Source organism: Agromyces solani (genome assembly GCF_058349925.1).
The window spans coordinates 747,842-763,323 of the sequence record NZ_JBYRER010000003.1 but is presented as its reverse complement, the minus strand read 5'-3'; the positions used below and the strand labels follow the sequence as shown (position 1 = coordinate 763,323).

Genomic DNA, 15,482 nt, shown 5'->3' with positions numbered 1-15,482 from the left:
TACCCGCTATACGGGACGCCCTTCTTGTGAAGCCGGTACAAGCTCACCCAGAATCGCGAGGAGGGTTTCGACAGACTCGGGCTCGCCGATCGAGATCCTGATGCCGTCGGGGGCGAACGCCCGCGTGACGAGCCCGGCGTCGAACAGGCGCTCGGCGACCTCGGTCGTCGCGTCGCCCGACGGCAGCCAGATGAAGTTGCCCTGGGCCTGCGGGATCGGCCAGCCCTGGGCGATGAGCGCGGCCCGCACGCCGTCGCGGCGGGCGGCGATCACGCCGACGCGGTCGAGCAGTTCGGCCTCGGCGGCGGGGTCGAGCGAGGCGATCGCCGCCGCCGAGGACGCCGCGGTCACGCTGAGCGGAATGACCGTCGCGCGTGCGGCGTCGAGGATCGGCACGGGGCCGACGGCGTACCCGACGCGCAGCCCCGCGAGACCGTACGCCTTCGAGAAGGTCCGCAGGATGACGAGGTTGGGGAAGCGCCCCAGCAAGGTGCTGCCGTCGACCGCGTCGCCCGCGGCATCGGCGGTCTCCCGGTCGACGAACTCGATGTAGGCCTCGTCGAGCAGGACGAGCAGGTCGGCGGGCACCTTCGCCATGAACGCCTCGAACTCCGCCGCGGTGACGACGACGCCCGTCGGGTTGTTGGGCGAGCAGACGATCGCGACACGGGTGCGGTCGGTGATCGCGGCGGCCATGGCGTCGAGGTCGTGGCCGTGGTCGGGTCGGTTGGGCACCTGCACGCTCGTCGCTCCCGACACGGTGACGAGACCCGGGTACGCCTCGAACGACCGCCACGAGTAGACGACCTCGTCGCCGGGTGCGGCCGCCGCCTGGATGAAGGCGGCGAGGAGCGCGACCGATCCGGCGCCGATGAGCACCTCGTCGGCCGTGACGCCGAATCGTTCGCCGAGTCGTTCGCGCAACGCGAGCGCGGTGGCGTCGGGATAGCGGTTGACCGTCGCGCCGGTGGCCGCGATCGCCTCGGCGACGGAGGGCAGCGGATCGAACGGGTTCTCATTGCTCGACAGCTTGAAGCCGTCGGCAGGGGCCGGGCGCCCCTGTCGGTACGGGGGGAGGGCGGCGATCTCGGGGCGCAGGCGGACGCGTGCGCGCGAAGGCTCCGGTGCGGTCACGCGTTCCACCGTACCTCCTCGCTCGGCAGACCTCTTCGCCCCGCGAGCCCGTTCTGACAGAGTGGGGACATGCGCTTCATCCTCAAGGTCATCGTCATCGCCCTCGCGCTCTGGCTGACGACGCTCATCGTCTCGGGCGTGAACGTCGTGCCGTACGACGACACCGACGTCGCGACGGTGCTCACCTACCTGCTCGTCGCGCTCATCTTCGGCCTCGTCAACGCGTTCATCGGCACCTTCATCAGGGTCGTCGCGTTCCCGATCTACGTGATCACGCTCGGCCTCATCTCGTTCATCGTGAACGGGCTCCTGCTGCTCATCGTCGACTGGGTCAGCGACCTCATGGGCTTCGGCCTCGTCGTCGACAGCTTCTGGTGGGGTGTGCTCGGCGCGCTCGTGCTCGGTCTCATCAGCTGGCTGATCGGGCTCGTCGTGCGGCCCTCGCGGGACTGAGCGGCGCACCGGACTCATCCGCGACGGGCGATCCACTCGCTGACTGCACCCTCCCCGCCACCCGTGAACTCGAGCAGCGCGCGGAACTCGGCGAGGCGCGGATCGTCGGACTCGTCCATCAGCGCGGCCGTCTCCTGGTAGAGCGCGAGCGAATGCGACGGGAACCACCCGTCGTACTCGCGACCGGCCTCGAGCGCGTCGCGCGAGACTACGACGCGCTCGGGCGAAGCGTGACCCGACCCGCCGGACGCGGGCACGAGGTCCTCCGTGTGCTCGACCACGATGTTCGGCACGCCGGGGCGCGTGGGCGCCGAGTCGTTCGGCCCGCCCAGGTCGAGGGCGCCGATCACGCCGAGCTCGGGATCGCTCGCGAGCTTCGCGCCGATGATGCCCCCGCCCGAATGGCCGGCCACGAGGACCGGCTCGCCGGGCCCGATGCCGGCCCCGGCCATCGCCTCGCGCACGGCGCGCTCGCCTGCGCCCGATGACGCCCCCACCCCCCGGAGCTCGTCGAGGGGCGAGTCGTCGGCGATTCCGTGGATGTTGCTGACCATGTCGAACGGCTGCTCGTCCGCCACGACCGCGAAGTCGACGGTGCCGCTGATGTAGACGACCCAGCGCGGGTCACCGGGTTCGCCGTAGCGCTCGATGCGGATCTGCGGCCCCTCGCCCCCGGGAATGCGGCCGGCGAGATCGCCGAAGCCGGCCGGCGCGCGCACGGTGCGCTCGGGGCCCTCGCTCGGGTGGCCGCCGGGTGCCTGACCGTCACCGCCCCGGTCGGTGCGATCGGCCCGTCGCACGTCGACCGGCCCGTCGACGAAGGCCGCCGAGCCGACGAGCGCCGCGACCGCGAGCAGCATCGAGGCGTTCTCGGGCGCATCGACCCGGGGACCGAGCGTTGCGACCGATGACGCGCCGCCCGGCAGGTGCAGCGTGCCGATCGCGAACTCGTCGGCCGAGTCGACCGCGGCGCGCACCGCGCGCACGAACAGCGGATCGGAGAGCAGGTCGCGATTCGCCGAGAGCCACTCGTCGAGCGGCGTCGTGCCCCAGATCCGCCCGGCGGCGGCGTTCGCACCCGCGGCGAGCGCGACGCCGCCCGAGAGCAGCAGGCCGGCGGGTGAGGCCAGGAACCATCCGAGTGCATACCCGACGACACCCCCGCCGACCTGCCAGGCGCCGTCGACGAGCTGCTCGGTGAGTCCGTACCGCTCGGCGCTCCGCACGAGTGCGGCACGCAGGTCGTCGCCGTCGGCGCGGCACCGCCGCAGCGCCCGCTCGACGTCGAGCGTCGCCGCGGCCGGCTGGGGTCCCGCGTCCCACAGCGTGCCCCGGTCGACGCCGAGCGCCTCGAGTTCCGCCGCGAGCGCGCCCGCGTCGGCGGCGGCGGCATCGAGCGCGACGACGGCACCGCCGAGACGCGCGGCGTCGGCGAACAACTCGTCGGTGGCGACCGCGGTCGAACCGCCGCCCGAGATCGTGATCGTGTCGCTCACGATGTGCGCCGAGCCTCGTCGACGCCTCGCAGCAGGCGCTCCTGCTCGGCGAGAACGGCCGCGTCCGCCGCCGCTCGTGCGGCGATCGCCTCCCGCTCGGCGGCCTCGTAGGCCGCGATCTGCTCGCCCATGCGCCGGATGCGCTCGTCGAGGTCGGCTACGGCGCCGTCGAGGCGCTCGACCGCGCCGAGCGTCGCGGCGCGGAGGTCGTGCAGCCGTTCCGCGTACCGGTCCGCCGCCTGCGAACGCCACGATCCGCCGTCGGGCGGGAGCACCGCTGCGGCGTGCCCGATGGCCGTCCGGAGCGGTCCGAAGCGGCCGCGCAGCGCCACCGCCCGATCGAGCTCGTCACGGGTGGTCGGGCGACCCATGAGCGTCGCGAACACGCGATCGTCTGAAGCATCCATGCCGGCCAGCCTGCCGACCCGCGACGACCGCCCGGACGCGCCCGGCTCGTCTGTGCACTCGGAGCCGGCCGCGCGAGGTGTTGAGGACCGGTCGCGCTCAGCCCTCGAGCACCTGCTCGAGGGCGAACCGTCCGAGTCGTCCGATCGGGCCCGTGCCGTCGAGCTCGTCGACGACCCCGCTGCCCCACACCACGGCCCAGCCCCGGGCGCGGCGCCAGGACGCCGCATCGACCGACCGGCGGCGCTCGACCTCGCGGCGGAAGACGGCTCGGGCCTCGGCGTCGAAGGTCAGCCAGCCGGTCACGAGGTCGGTGGCCGGGTCGCCCGCGGTGAGGTCCCCGAAGTCGATCACTGCGGCGAGCACGGCGTCGCGCCCCGTTCCCGCCGACCCGTCGGCGAGCACCAGGTTGCCGGCGTGCAGGTCGCCGTGCACCCAGACCGCCTGACCCGTCCACCCGGGGGCGTCGAGCGCGTCGAGCCAGATCTCGCGGAGCCGGTCGACGTCGAGGTCGAGGCCGCGCGACGCGAGCCGGTCGAGCCGCGCCGTCACCGCCTCGTCGCGAGCGGCGAGCGGTACGCCGCGGAACGGATTGCGCGGAGCCCCGGCGGGCGCCGGGACCGCCATCGCGTCGACGAAGGCGGCGAGCGCGGTGGCGAGCCCGGCCCGCTCGGCGGCCGGCGTCTCGGCCGCCACGGTCCCCTCGTACCAGGGGACGATGCTCCACGGCGCGTCGAACCCGAGCTCGGGGGCGGGCCGGCCGACGCGCACCGGCGCCGGCACGGAGACCGGCAGCCGTTGGGCCAACTCGGGGAGCCAGCGCTGCTCGTGCACGATGAGCGGCACGGCGATCAGGCGCCGCGGCAGCCGGACCGCGAGATCGTCGCCGAGGCGGAAGACGGCGTTGTCCCAGCCGTTCGCGACGAGTTCGAGCGGAGCCGCCAGGTCGGGGTGCTGGCTGCGGACCAGCCGGGCCGCGAGCTCGTCGTCGACGTCGAAGTCGGGTGCCGGGGCATCCGCCATGTCTCCCGCCCCTTCGCTCCGCCGAATCCCGGCCCGCAAGCCGTTCCTGAAACACGCATTCTCCTCCACAATGGAACCCATGACGCGCGCGGAGCCCGCGGGGGAGGCCGCGCAGCCCTTCCGGGTGTCCTTCGTGTGCACCGGCAACATCTGCCGCTCGCCGATGGCCGAGGTGGTGCTGCGCGCGCAAGCCGAACGCGCCGGGCTCGGCTCGCAGATCGCGATCGAGTCGGCGGCGACCGGCGACTGGCACGTCGGCGAGCCGGCCGACCAGCGCACGGTCGATGCGCTCGCCCGCGCCGGCTACGACGGCACGCATCATCGCGCCCGCCAGTTCGACGCCGGCGACTTCCCCCACCTCGACCTCGTGGTCGCGTTCGACCGCGGCCAGGCGCGCATCCTGCGCAACTGGGCGGCCGGCCCCGTCGAGGAGCACAAGGTGCGGCTGCTGCTCGAGTTCGAGCCATCCCTCTCGAAGCAGCAGGATGTGCCCGACCCGTATTACTCCGACGATGCGATGTTCGATCGGGTCCTTGAGATGATTGAACGGTCGACCACGGCGCTCTTCCGGCAACTCGCGCCGGCTCTCAGACAAGGAATCCGATGACTTCGCTGCCTCCCCAGCCGCTCAGCCCCCTCGACGGACGCTACCGCTCGGCGGTCGGCGAACTCGGCGAACACCTCTCCGAGGCGGGGCTCAACCGCGCGCGCGTGCACGTCGAGGTCGAGTGGCTCATCGCCCAGACCGACCGCGGCTTCTTCGGCTCGCAGCCGCTGAGCGACCACCAGAAGGCGGCGCTGCGCCAGGTCGTCGGCGACTTCGGCCAGCCCGACATCGACGAGCTCGCCGCGCTCGAGGCGACCACCCGCCACGACGTCAAGGCCGTCGAGTACTACGTGCGCCGCCGCCTCAGCGACCTCGGCCTCGACGCGATCGCCGAGCTCACCCACTTCGCGTGCACCTCGGAGGACATCAACAACCTCTCCTACGCGATCACCGTGCGCGACGCCGTGCAGCAGGTCTGGCTGCCCAAGTACCGCGCGGTCATCGCGACCCTGCAGGCCCTCGCGGTCGAGCACCGGGATGCCTCGATGCTGAGCCGCACGCACGGCCAGCCCGCGACCCCGTCGACGATGGGCAAGGAGCTCGCGGTCTTCGTGCACCGCCTCTCGCGCATCGCCGCCCAGGTCGAGGCGACCGAGTACCTCGGCAAGTTCTCGGGCGCGACCGGCACGTTCTCGGCGCACGTCGTCGCCGCACCGGATGTCTCGTGGCCCGACGTGTCGCGCGAGTTCGTCGAGTCGCTCGGCCTCACCTGGAACCCGCTGACGACCCAGATCGAGTCGCACGACTGGCAGGCCGAGCTCTACGGCAAGGTCTCGCACGCCAACCGCGTGCTGCACAACCTCGCCACCGACATCTGGACGTACATCTCGCTCGGCTACTTCCGGCAGATCCCCGCAGCGGGCGCGACGGGGTCGTCGACGATGCCGCACAAGGTCAACCCGATCCGGTTCGAGAACGCCGAGGCGAACCTCGAGCTGAGCTCGGCCGTGCTCGACTCGCTCGCGGCGACGCTCGTCACCTCGCGCCTGCAGCGCGACCTCACCGACTCGTCGGCGCAGCGCAACATCGGCGTCGGCTTCGGGCACTCGATGCTCGCGCTCGACAACATCCAGCGCGGGCTCGGCGAGATCGACCTCGACCGCGAACTGCTGCTCGCCGACCTCGACGGCAACTGGGAGGTGCTCGGCGAGGCGATCCAGACGGTGATCCGCGCCGAGGTCGTCGCCGGTCGCTCGACGATCGCCGACCCCTACGCCCTGCTCAAGGAGCTCACCCGCGGCAAGCGGGTCGGCGCCGCCGACCTGGCGTCGTTCGTCGAGGGCCTCGAGATCGGCGACGAGGCGAAGCAGCGCCTGCTCGCGCTGACGCCCGCGTCGTACGTCGGCATCGCCGACGAGCTGGTCGACCGGCTGGCGTAGAGCGCGCTCGCGCCGCGCCGCGCCGCCGCTGCCACGCGGCAGCCGCAGCCGACTCGTCGCCTCAGCCTGCAAGGTCTGCCGACCGCCGAACATATTCACGGTGAGAGCGACGGAGGCCGACGATGGCGGGCATGATGACGCGGGATGCCGCGCAGCGGCGTCGACACGGGCGCCTCGGCGTGTTCGTGGTCGCGTTGCTCGCGGCATCCATCACCACCGGCTGCGCGGCCGCGCAACCCGGCGCGGCCACGAGCCCCTCGCCGACCGCGTCGTCGAGCGCCGGGGCCGCGAATGATCCCGTCGGGCTCGTCGGCCTCTGGCGCGTCTCGGATGCCGCTGACGAAGCCGCCGGTACCTGGTTGCGCCTCGACGCCGCGCAACTCTCGCTCGTGCGCGCGTGCGGCGAACTGATCGGGGACTGGCGCGCGGGCGCGCACGCGTTCCTCTCGGAGATCTACGGAGGCGACATGTCGTGTCAGATCGGCCCTCCGCCCGTCGTGGGCTGGCTCTCCGACGCCACCGCGTACCGCCCGGCCGACGACGGCTGGCAGCTGCTCGATGACGATGGTGACGTCGTCGCGTCGCTCACGAACGACGGCACCCCGGGGCCCGGCGAGGTGCCGGTGGTCGACGACGAGGTCCGCGCCGCGTTCGCCGAGCCCGCACCCCTGCCCGCCTCGCTCGCGCCGGCCGAGGCGTCGGAACTGATCGGGCGCTGGGTGCCGGTCGGCGTCGCCGCGACGACCGACCCGAACGCGGAGTTCGACGAGTCCGGCCGATGGATGGGATCCGACGGGTGCAACGCCGGGGCGGGTCTATGGGCGTTCGACGACGGCGTGCTGCTCACGACCTCGGGACCGTCGACGCTCATCGGCTGCGACGGTGCGCCGGTACCGGGCTGGGTCGGCGGGGCGAGCCTCGCCGGGTTCGACGGCGCGCAGCTCGTGCTGCTCGACCGCGACGCCGTGGAACTCGGACGCCTGCAACGCGCCGGCGGCTGAATCGGCACGGATGCGCCTAGTGCGCGGATGCGCCTAGTGCGCGGGGCCCTTCGGCCCGCCGTCGGCGTCGGGCCCGTCGTCCTCGCCGAGCTCGGCCCGCTCGTCGGCGTTCGGCTTGATCGCCATCTGGAGCAGCGCGAGCACGACGAGCACGACGATGAACGACCCGCCCGCACCGATGAGCGTGATCGTCCAGTCGCGAGTGGTGAGCAGGGTGATGACGCCGACGAAGATCGCGGCGATCGCGGCGCCGCCGACGTACTCGGCGGGTCGCAGCCGGTCGCTCCGGCTCGGCTGGAAGTCTCCGGGCGACTGGCTCACGACTGCTGCTCCGATCCTGCCGCGGGCGCGCCGTCGGCGGTCTGGTTCGCGGCCCACTTCAACGAGAGGCCGCCGATCACGAGGTAGACGCCGACGATCACGAGATAGCCGCCGAGCAGGCCGACCGCGGTGACGGCGTCGGGGGGAAGCAGCAGGAACACGATCGCGAGCACGGCGGTGAAGGCGCCGACGGCGATCCAGTCGCGGGCGACGGCGGAGCGGCCGCGCGAGCGCAGGCCCGCGTAGAGCTCGACGAAGCCGGTGACCGCCGCCCAGACGCTGACGAGGAACAGCAGGAAGGGCAGGCCCCCGGGCACGGTCAGGGCGAGCAGGCCGGCGACGACGGTGACGACGGCGTTGATGGCGAAGAGCGAGCGGATGCCCCTGCCGTCGAGCAGGCGCAGGCCCAATGCTCCGACGACGAGGCCGGAGACGACGGCCCACACGCCGAAGACGAGCAAGCCGAGGTCGGCCGAGTGGTCCTGCGAGAAGGTGATGACGGCGGCGGGGACCATCGCGAGAAGTCCGCGCACGACCGGGACGACCCAGTAGTGGGGGCGCTCCGGGGCTGCATCGCGGGCGGTGGCCACGGCGACCTCTTTCACATCGGAGGGGAATACCGATCCATCCTACGTTCCCGGTCGGTCGAGTAGCGCGCGACGCAGGAGCACGCCCTCCCGGTCGGTCGAGTAGCGCGCGACGCAGGAGCACGCGTATCGAGACCACCGGTCGCGGCGTGGTCTCGATACGCGCTCCGCGCTACTCGACCGACTGGCGCCTACAGCGCCCGGAGGATGTCCTCAACGCGCTGCTTCGCGTCGCCGAACAGCATCTGCGCGTTGTCGCGGTAGAACAGCGGGTTGGCGACGCCGGCGTAGCCGGCCGACATCGAGCGCTTGAAGACGACGACGTTCTTCGCCTCCCACACCCGCAGCACCGGCATGCCCGCGATGGGGCTGCCCGGGTCTTCGGCGGCGGCCGGGTTGACCGTGTCGTTGGCGCCGATGACGAGCACCACGTCGGTCGCCTGGATGTCGTCGTTGATCTCGTCCATCTCCTCGACGATGTCGTACGGCACCTTGGCCTCGGCGAGCAGCACGTTCATGTGCCCGGGCAGACGGCCGGCGACGGGGTGGATGCCGAAGCGCACCTCGACGCCGCGCTCGCGCAGCCGGCTCGTGAGCTCGGCGACGGGGTACTGAGCCTGTGCGACGGCCATGCCGTAGCCGGGGGTGATGATGACGGTCTGCGCGTCGGTCAGGAGCGCCGCGACGGCCTCGGCGTCGACCTCGCGGGTCTCGCCCTCGACCTCGGCGCCGGGCGACGGCGCCGCGATGCCGAAGCCGCCCGCGATGACCGAGATGAACGACCGGTTCATGGCCTTGCACATGATGTACGACAGGTACGCACCCGACGAGCCGACGAGCGCACCGGTGACGATGAGCAGGTCGTTGTTGAGCAGGAAGCCCGCGGCCGCAGCCGCCCAGCCCGAGTAGCTGTTGAGCATCGAGATGACGACGGGCATGTCGCCGCCGCCGATCGAGGCGACGAGGTGCCAGCCGAGCGCGAGGGCGAGCACGGTCACGACGACGAGCAGCCAGAGTTCGGGCGTGATGACGTACCAGACCGTGAGCACGACGAACGCGACGAGCGCACCGAGGTTGAGCGCGTTCTTGCCCGGCAGCATGAGCGGTGCCGACTTCATGCGGGCCGAGAGCTTGAGGAACGCGACGATCGATCCGGTGAAGGTCACGGCGCCGATGAAGACGCCGATGAAGACCTCGGCGTGGTGGATGTCGAGCAGGGCACCCGTCATGCCGGTCTCGTCGAGCGCGCCGTTCCAGCCGACGAGCACGGCGGCGAGGCCGACGAAGCTGTGCAGCAGGGCGATGAGCTCGGGCATGCCGGTCATCGCGACCCGGCGCGCCCGCCAGAGACCGATCGCCGCCCCCACGATCACGGCGACGACGAGCAGGATGAGCCCGGTCGTCACGGCGGGCGTGCCCCACGCGCCGGCGAAGGTCACCCACACCGTCGCGACGAGCGCGATCGCCATACCGGCGATGCCGTAGTTGACACCGGCCTTCGAGGTCTCGTGCTTGCTGAGCCCCGCGAGGCTCATGATGAACAGCAGTGCCGCGACGATGTAGGCGGCTCCGGCGATCGACGCCGGGGTCAGGAGGGCGGTGGTCTCAGGCACGGTCGGCTCCAGTCTTCACCGCGGCGGTCGCGGGGGCGGCTGCGGCGGCGCCCGCGGCGGGCGCAGCGCCCTTCGCGAACATCGCGAGCATGCGTCGGGTCACGGCGAAACCGCCGAAGATGTTGATGCTCGCCAGCAGCACGGCGACACCCGCGAGGACCTGAACGACGGGCTGGTCGCTCGTGATCTGCACCATCGCGCCGACGATGATGATGCCCGAGATCGCGTTCGTCACGCTCATGAGCGGCGTGTGCAGGGCGTGCGCCACCTTGCCGATGACGTAGAACCCGATGACGACCGCGAGCACGAGCACCGTGAAGTGCTGCGGCAGGGGAGCGGGCGCGACCGCGTTCACGAGGAACAGGGCGGCGATGCCGACCGCGATGAGCGCGACCTTCCTGCCCGCCGACATGGGCTGCTTCTTGCTCGTGGATGCCTCGGCCGAGGCATCCGGCTTCGGGGATGCCGCGGGGGGCGCGGCGGAGACCTGCACGGGCGGCGGGGGCCAGGTGACCGCCCCGTCCCTCGCGACCGTGACCGATCGCTGCACGATGTCGTCGAAGTCGAGCGCGGGCTGCCCGTCCTTGCCGGGGGTGATGAGCTTAAGCAGGTTCACGACGTTCGTGCCGTAGAGCTGCGAGGCCTGCGTGGGCAGGCGCGACGCGAGGTCGGTGTACCCGAGGATGATGACCCCGTTGGGCGTGACGATGCGCTCGCCCGCGACCGAGCCCTCGACGTTGCCGCCCTGGCCTGCGGCCATGTCGACGATGACGCTGCCCGACTTCATGCTCGCGACGTCGGCCGCCGTGATGAGTCGCGGCGCCGCACGCCCCGGGATGAGCGCGGTCGTGATGATGATGTCGACGTCGGCGGCCTGCTCCGAGTAGATCTCGGCGGCACGGCGGTCGTACGCCTCGCTCGTCGCCTTCGCGTAGCCGTCGGTCGACTGCTCGACCGCGACCTCGACCTTGAGGTACTCGCCGCCGATCGACTTCACCTGGTCGGCGACCTCGGGGCGCGGGTCGGTCGCGCGCACGATCGCACCGAGGCTGGATGCCGCGCCGATCGCCGCGAGCCCGGCGACGCCGGCGCCCGCGACGAGGACCTTCGCCGGCGGGACCTTGCCCGCCGCGGTGACCTGCCCCGTGAAGAACCGGCCGAACTCGTGCGCGGCCTCGACGACCGCACGGTAGCCCGCGATGTTCGCCATCGAGCTCAGCACGTCCATGGACTGGGCACGCGAGATGCGCGGCACGGCGTCCATCGCGAGCGCGGTGACGCCCCGCTCGGCGAGCGCCGCGAGGAGCTCGGGCTTGAACGCCGGGGCGAGCAGCCCCACGATCGTGGTCCCGGGCTGCAGGGCCGCGATCTCGGCGTCGGTCGGCGCGTTGACCTTGAGCACGACGCCGCTCGCGAGCACCTCCTCGGCGGCGGCGATCCTTGCCCCCGCCCCGATGTAGGCCTCGTCGGGGAACGCGGAGGCGGCGCCCGCGCCGGCCTCGACGACCACCTCGTAGCCGAGCGAGATCAGCTGCTTCACGGTCGCCGGCGTCGCGGCGACCCTGGTCTCGGGCGGTTGCTCGGTGACGACCCCGATGCGCGTCATGCGGTGCTCCTTCTCGTCTTCCTCGTCGAGGCGGCCGCCGGGTGCGACCGTCTCAGCGCGCGTCACCCTCGACGCGGGACGGGCGAACCCGCTGCGGCGACGGTGCTGCATGCCGAGCACCCACTGTAAGGCACAGGACTTCCTTAATGCGAAAGTTACGTTCCGTTATGCGGAAGTGCTGTGTATCTGTGACCCGTGCGGTGGGGCTCGGCATCAGCGTAGACGCGCATCAGGGCATCGACGAAGACTTTTCCGTCGCATTCCGCCGAAGGATCTGCGGATCTTTCGCGCGACGGAAATCCGAGCGCCGTGTCGCGCTACTCGATCGCCCTCGGCGGCACCCGCACGAATGCGCAGATCCGGATGCGGGGAGGTGTGGTGTCAGTCCCGCGAGTCCGGGTCAGGCCGGGCCGACCGCTTCTCGCGCCGCCGGGCCGCCATCCGCCGGAGCGAGATGTTCTCGACCTTCCGCATCATCTCGGGCTCGAGCCGCACGTAACCCGCGCTCTGCACGCCGATGGCGACGGCGCCGCTGGCGAGGATGGCGACCCCCGCGATCCAGCTGATCTGCCAGAAGGCGGCGACCGTGCCGACGCACGCAGCTGCCATCGCGACTCCGCGGGCGACGGCGACACTGCGCGCCCGGCTCACCCGATGACGGTAGGCCTCCTGGCTGCCGAGCAGCATGAGCACGGCGAGCAGCGGGATCGCCACCGCGAAGGAGATGACCGTCACGAGGCCGAGCACGGGTGGTTCGTCGCCCCCGATGTACGGTTACGGTTGCACGATCACGACGCCGAGTCCGATCAGCCCGCCGTAGGTGAGCGTGTTCTGCCGGATCCACTCGTCCGCGAGCCCCGGTTCCTCGAGGAGTTCACCCGTGATCGCCTCGTCGTCGCTCATGCCGAGATCGTCGCCGTTCTCCGGCCGGCGGCTCGGCGGGGACTCGTCGCCGTGTTCCGTCATCGACGCCAGTCTCGCACCGATGCCCTCGACCACGCCATCGTCCGATGATCGATCAGGTCGTTCTAGTATCGGACGCATGGCGGCAGACACGACCGGGGCGCAGGCGGGCTCGCAGACGCTCAGCCGAGGCATCCGGATTCTCGAGATCCTCGCCGACGCCGACCGCGCGCTGTCGATCGACGAGGTCGCCGCCGAGCTCGGCGTGCACCGCTCGGTCGCGTACCGGCTGCTGCGCACCCTCGAGCACCACGGGCTCGCCTCGCGCGACGCCGCCGGTCGCATCGTGCTCGGCGCCGGGCTCGCCGCCCTCGCCGCGGGCGTGCAGCGCGACCTGCAGCAGCTCGCGCTGCCCGAGCTCGCCGAGGTGGCCGAGGAGCTCGGCATGACCTGCCTGCTCGCCGTGCTGCTCGACGGCGACGAGGCCGTGACGCTCGTGAGCGCGTCGCCCCGGCGCACCGCGGCCGTGTCCTACCGGCCGGGGCATCGGCATCCGATCACGCGCGGCGGCCCCGGCAAGGCGATCCTCATGGGCCTGCCCGAGTCGCGCTGGCCCGCTGAGGTCGACGGGCCGCTCCGGGACGAGATCGCCGAGAGCCGCGTGCGCGGGTACACCGTGAGCCACGACGAGGTCGTGCCGTCGCTGCGCTCGGTCGCCGTGCCGCTCACGCTGCCCGGTCAGCCGCCGGCCGCGATCGCGGTGATCCACGTCTCGTTCCCGCGGCCCGAGGCCGAGCTCGCCGAGCGTCTGCTCGACGCCGCGGCCAACCTGCGCCGCGCTTCGGGCGCCTGACGAGAACGAGCGTGCACTCCCCGCCGGGCGCCGGGGCATCGACTGCACGCTCGAGCACACTTCGATGAGACCGGCGCCCACGTGCGACGCCGAGAGTGCACTCGTCGCCCGGGAAGCGGCGAGAAGTGCACTCTCGGCGCGCTGGCGTCAGCGCTGCGGCAGCATCTGACCCGCGAAGAACTCGCCGAGCTCGGCTGTCGCGGTGAGCGGCAGCACGTGCGCGACGTACCCGTCGGGGCGCACGACGACGACCGCGCCGTCGCGCGAGATGCCCCGCTCCTCGAAGATGTCGGTCGGGCACCAGACGCTCGGCCCGGCGGCGAACACCTTCTCCCAGTCCATCAGCTCGAGCGGTCCGGTCTTCGGGCGGAACACCTCGGGGGCACGCGTGATGTCGAGGTCGACGTGCGACTGCTGGTAGATCACCTTCACGTCGAACACGGCGTCGACGTCGCCACCGGCGGGCGTGAATCGCGCGAGCGGGGCCTCGGGCGACGCCATCCACTCGGCCCAGTCGACGAGGGCGGATGCCTCGCCCGCGGCCGGCGCGTCGGCGAACGCGTAGATGCGCCAGCGGCCGTCGGCCTTGGCGTGGTGGCCGAGGTGCACGACGTTGCCGTCGCAGACGAACGACACCTGCGACGACTTGAAGCGCTTGCCGATCGGGAACCCGGTCGCGAGCTCCTGGTGCGTCGCATCGCCGGTGATCATCGACGGCGCGTACTGCGTCATGAAGCCCGACGGGAACTCGGCGGTGCCGAGGTAGAACGTCGCGAGCTCCTGCGGGTCGGAGATCTCCTCGGGCTTGCGCGCCATGAGCGACGACCACTCGCGGTCGAAGTCGATGAGCTGCTGCGCGACCGGCTGGCGCTCGGCCGAGTACGTCGCGAGCAGCGACGCCGGTGCCCGTCCGGTGACGACCGAACCGAGCTTCCAGCCGAGATTGAAGCCGTCCTGCATGGAGACGTTCATACCCTGCCCGGCCTTCGCGCTGTGGGTGTGGCAGGCGTCTCCGGTGAGGAACACCCGCGGCGAGGCATCCGCCCCCTCTTCGCGGTCGTCGAAGTGATCGGTCACGCGGTGGCCGACCTCGTAGACGCTGAACCACGCGACCTCGCGCACGTCGAGCGTGTACGGGTGCAGGATGTCGTTGGCCTTCGCGATGATCGTCTCGATGGGCGTCTTGCGCACCTCGTGGTCGTCATCCTCCGCCACTGTCCCCAGGTCGATGTACATCCGACTGAGGTACCCGCCCTCCCGGGGGATGTGCAGGATGTTTCCCGCCTCCGAGTTGATCGCGCACTTCGTGCGCCAGTCGGGGAAATCGGTGTTCACGACGACGTCCATGACGCCCCACGCGTGCGCCGAGATGCCGCCGACGTGCTTCCGGCCGATCGCCTCGCGAACGCCGCTGCGGGCGCCGTCGCAGCCCGCGACGTACTTGGTGCGGATCGTGCGCTCCTCGCCGGCGCGCTCGCCCGCCGTGTGGCGCACGCGCACCTCGACGGGGTACTCGCCGGCTTCGGCCGAGCCCTCCTCGTGCACCGTGAGCCCGACGAACTCGATGCCGTAGTCGGGCACGATGCGGCCGGGGCCGTGCGCGGCGGCCTCGGCGAAGTAGTCGAGCACGCGCGCCTGGTTGACGATGAGGTGCGGGAACTCGCTGATCTTGTAGCCGTAGTCCTCGGTGCGCGAGGTGCGGACGATGTTCTGCGGGTCGGCGGGGTCGGGTCCCCAGAAGTTCATCCAGCCGATGTTGTAGGCCTCGGCGATGATGCGCTCGGCGAAGCCGAAGGCCTGGAACGTCTCGACGCTGCGCGGCTGGATGCCGTCGGCCTGGCCGAGCACGAGGCGGCCGTCACGGCGCTCGATGATGCGCGTGACGACGTCGGGGTACTGCGAGAGCTGGGCCGACAGCAGCATGCCCGCAGGGCCCGACCCGACGATCAGGACGTCCATCTCGTCGGGCAGCTCCTCGGGGCGGTCGATGCCGACCCCTGCGGCGGGCAGCACCCGGGGGTCGCCGGACACGTAACCGTGGTGGTGGAACTGCACGGTGGACTCCTCACGTCGTCGTGACGAGGCATCCTTCGGTTCGGGA

At 71.9% G+C, this 15,482-nt stretch carries 16 protein-coding genes; 5 read left to right on the top strand and 11 right to left on the bottom strand.

Annotation, left to right across the window (positions count from 1 at the left end; genetic code table 11):
- Nucleotides 1-6: 6 nt before the first annotated feature.
- Nucleotides 7-1,143, bottom strand: a complete 1,137-nt coding sequence (locus AC3RJ7_RS15925; RefSeq protein ID WP_491456822.1) for a histidinol-phosphate transaminase — start codon at nucleotides 1,141-1,143, stop codon at nucleotides 7-9.
- Nucleotides 1,144-1,203: 60 nt separating this feature from the next.
- Between AC3RJ7_RS15925 and AC3RJ7_RS15920 the strand changes: the two genes are divergently transcribed.
- On the top strand, nucleotides 1,204-1,587 hold the full coding sequence (locus AC3RJ7_RS15920) for a phage holin family protein (protein ID WP_491456821.1): 384 nt from the start codon (nucleotides 1,204-1,206) through the stop codon (nucleotides 1,585-1,587).
- Nucleotides 1,588-1,601: 14 nt separating this feature from the next.
- Here AC3RJ7_RS15920 and AC3RJ7_RS15915 read toward each other — a convergent pair whose 3' ends face one another.
- The 3 genes from AC3RJ7_RS15915 to AC3RJ7_RS15905 form a co-directional block, all read right to left on the bottom strand.
- Nucleotides 1,602-3,083: a hypothetical protein gene (locus AC3RJ7_RS15915; protein ID WP_491456820.1), complete on the bottom strand. Its 1,482-nt coding sequence runs from the start codon at nucleotides 3,081-3,083 to the stop codon at nucleotides 1,602-1,604.
- Complete coding sequence (locus tag AC3RJ7_RS15910) at nucleotides 3,080-3,490, bottom strand: hypothetical protein (protein WP_491456819.1); 411 nt, start codon at nucleotides 3,488-3,490, stop codon at nucleotides 3,080-3,082. The genes AC3RJ7_RS15915 and AC3RJ7_RS15910 overlap by 4 nt, the downstream gene beginning before the upstream one ends.
- Before the next feature lie 97 nt (nucleotides 3,491-3,587).
- Complete coding sequence (locus AC3RJ7_RS15905) at nucleotides 3,588-4,511, bottom strand: aminoglycoside phosphotransferase family protein (RefSeq protein ID WP_491456818.1); 924 nt, start codon at nucleotides 4,509-4,511, stop codon at nucleotides 3,588-3,590.
- 79 nt (nucleotides 4,512-4,590) lie between these two features.
- Here AC3RJ7_RS15905 and AC3RJ7_RS15900 point away from each other — a divergent pair, with 79 nt between their 5' ends.
- The 3 genes from AC3RJ7_RS15900 to AC3RJ7_RS15890 all read left to right on the top strand — a co-directional run bounded on the left by AC3RJ7_RS15900 (nucleotide 4,591) and on the right by AC3RJ7_RS15890 (nucleotide 7,498).
- Nucleotides 4,591-5,118: a low molecular weight protein-tyrosine-phosphatase gene (locus AC3RJ7_RS15900; RefSeq protein WP_491456817.1), complete on the top strand. Its 528-nt coding sequence runs from the start codon at nucleotides 4,591-4,593 to the stop codon at nucleotides 5,116-5,118.
- The gene (purB, locus tag AC3RJ7_RS15895; RefSeq protein WP_491456816.1) at nucleotides 5,115-6,497 is read left to right on the top strand and encodes an adenylosuccinate lyase; all 1,383 of its coding nucleotides are present in this window, start codon (nucleotides 5,115-5,117) and stop codon (nucleotides 6,495-6,497) included. Before AC3RJ7_RS15900 ends, purB begins: the two co-directional genes overlap by 4 nt.
- Nucleotides 6,498-6,628: 131 nt before the next feature.
- Nucleotides 6,629-7,498: an META domain-containing protein gene (locus AC3RJ7_RS15890; RefSeq protein ID WP_491456815.1), complete on the top strand. Its 870-nt coding sequence runs from the start codon at nucleotides 6,629-6,631 to the stop codon at nucleotides 7,496-7,498.
- 33 nt (nucleotides 7,499-7,531) lie between these two features.
- On the opposite strand, the gene AC3RJ7_RS15885 is transcribed toward AC3RJ7_RS15890, so the two are convergent.
- The 6 genes from AC3RJ7_RS15885 to AC3RJ7_RS15860 all read right to left on the bottom strand — a co-directional run bounded on the left by AC3RJ7_RS15885 (nucleotide 7,532) and on the right by AC3RJ7_RS15860 (nucleotide 12,591).
- A complete protein-coding gene (locus AC3RJ7_RS15885) occupies nucleotides 7,532-7,819 on the bottom strand; it encodes an ABC transporter ATP-binding protein (protein ID WP_491456814.1) in 288 nt (95 codons plus the stop codon).
- Nucleotides 7,816-8,409: an HdeD family acid-resistance protein gene (locus AC3RJ7_RS15880; RefSeq protein WP_491456813.1), complete on the bottom strand. Its 594-nt coding sequence runs from the start codon at nucleotides 8,407-8,409 to the stop codon at nucleotides 7,816-7,818. The genes AC3RJ7_RS15885 and AC3RJ7_RS15880 overlap by 4 nt, the downstream gene beginning before the upstream one ends.
- A 188-nt stretch (nucleotides 8,410-8,597) precedes the next feature.
- Complete coding sequence (pntB, locus tag AC3RJ7_RS15875; protein ID WP_491456812.1) at nucleotides 8,598-10,019, bottom strand: Re/Si-specific NAD(P)(+) transhydrogenase subunit beta; 1,422 nt, start codon at nucleotides 10,017-10,019, stop codon at nucleotides 8,598-8,600.
- Entirely contained in the window at nucleotides 10,012-11,625 is a 1,614-nt protein-coding gene (locus AC3RJ7_RS15870) for a Re/Si-specific NAD(P)(+) transhydrogenase subunit alpha (protein ID WP_491456811.1), read from the bottom strand. The genes pntB and AC3RJ7_RS15870 overlap by 8 nt, the downstream gene beginning before the upstream one ends.
- 381 nt (nucleotides 11,626-12,006) lie before the next feature.
- Nucleotides 12,007-12,372 (bottom strand): hypothetical protein, encoded by a 366-nt coding sequence (locus AC3RJ7_RS15865; RefSeq protein WP_491456810.1) that lies wholly within the window; start codon nucleotides 12,370-12,372, stop codon nucleotides 12,007-12,009.
- 27 nt (nucleotides 12,373-12,399) lie between these two features.
- Nucleotides 12,400-12,591, bottom strand: coding sequence for a hypothetical protein (locus AC3RJ7_RS15860; RefSeq protein ID WP_491456809.1), 192 nt, complete (start codon nucleotides 12,589-12,591; stop codon nucleotides 12,400-12,402).
- Between the two features lie 76 nt (nucleotides 12,592-12,667).
- On the opposite strand from AC3RJ7_RS15860, the gene AC3RJ7_RS15855 reads away from it, so the two are divergent.
- Nucleotides 12,668-13,381: an IclR family transcriptional regulator gene (locus tag AC3RJ7_RS15855; RefSeq protein WP_491456808.1), complete on the top strand. Its 714-nt coding sequence runs from the start codon at nucleotides 12,668-12,670 to the stop codon at nucleotides 13,379-13,381.
- A 147-nt stretch (nucleotides 13,382-13,528) separates the two neighbouring features.
- On the opposite strand, the gene AC3RJ7_RS15850 is transcribed toward AC3RJ7_RS15855, so the two are convergent.
- Nucleotides 13,529-15,436, bottom strand: coding sequence for an FAD-binding monooxygenase (locus tag AC3RJ7_RS15850; RefSeq protein WP_491456807.1), 1,908 nt, complete (start codon nucleotides 15,434-15,436; stop codon nucleotides 13,529-13,531).
- Nucleotides 15,437-15,482: the final 46 nt, after the last annotated feature.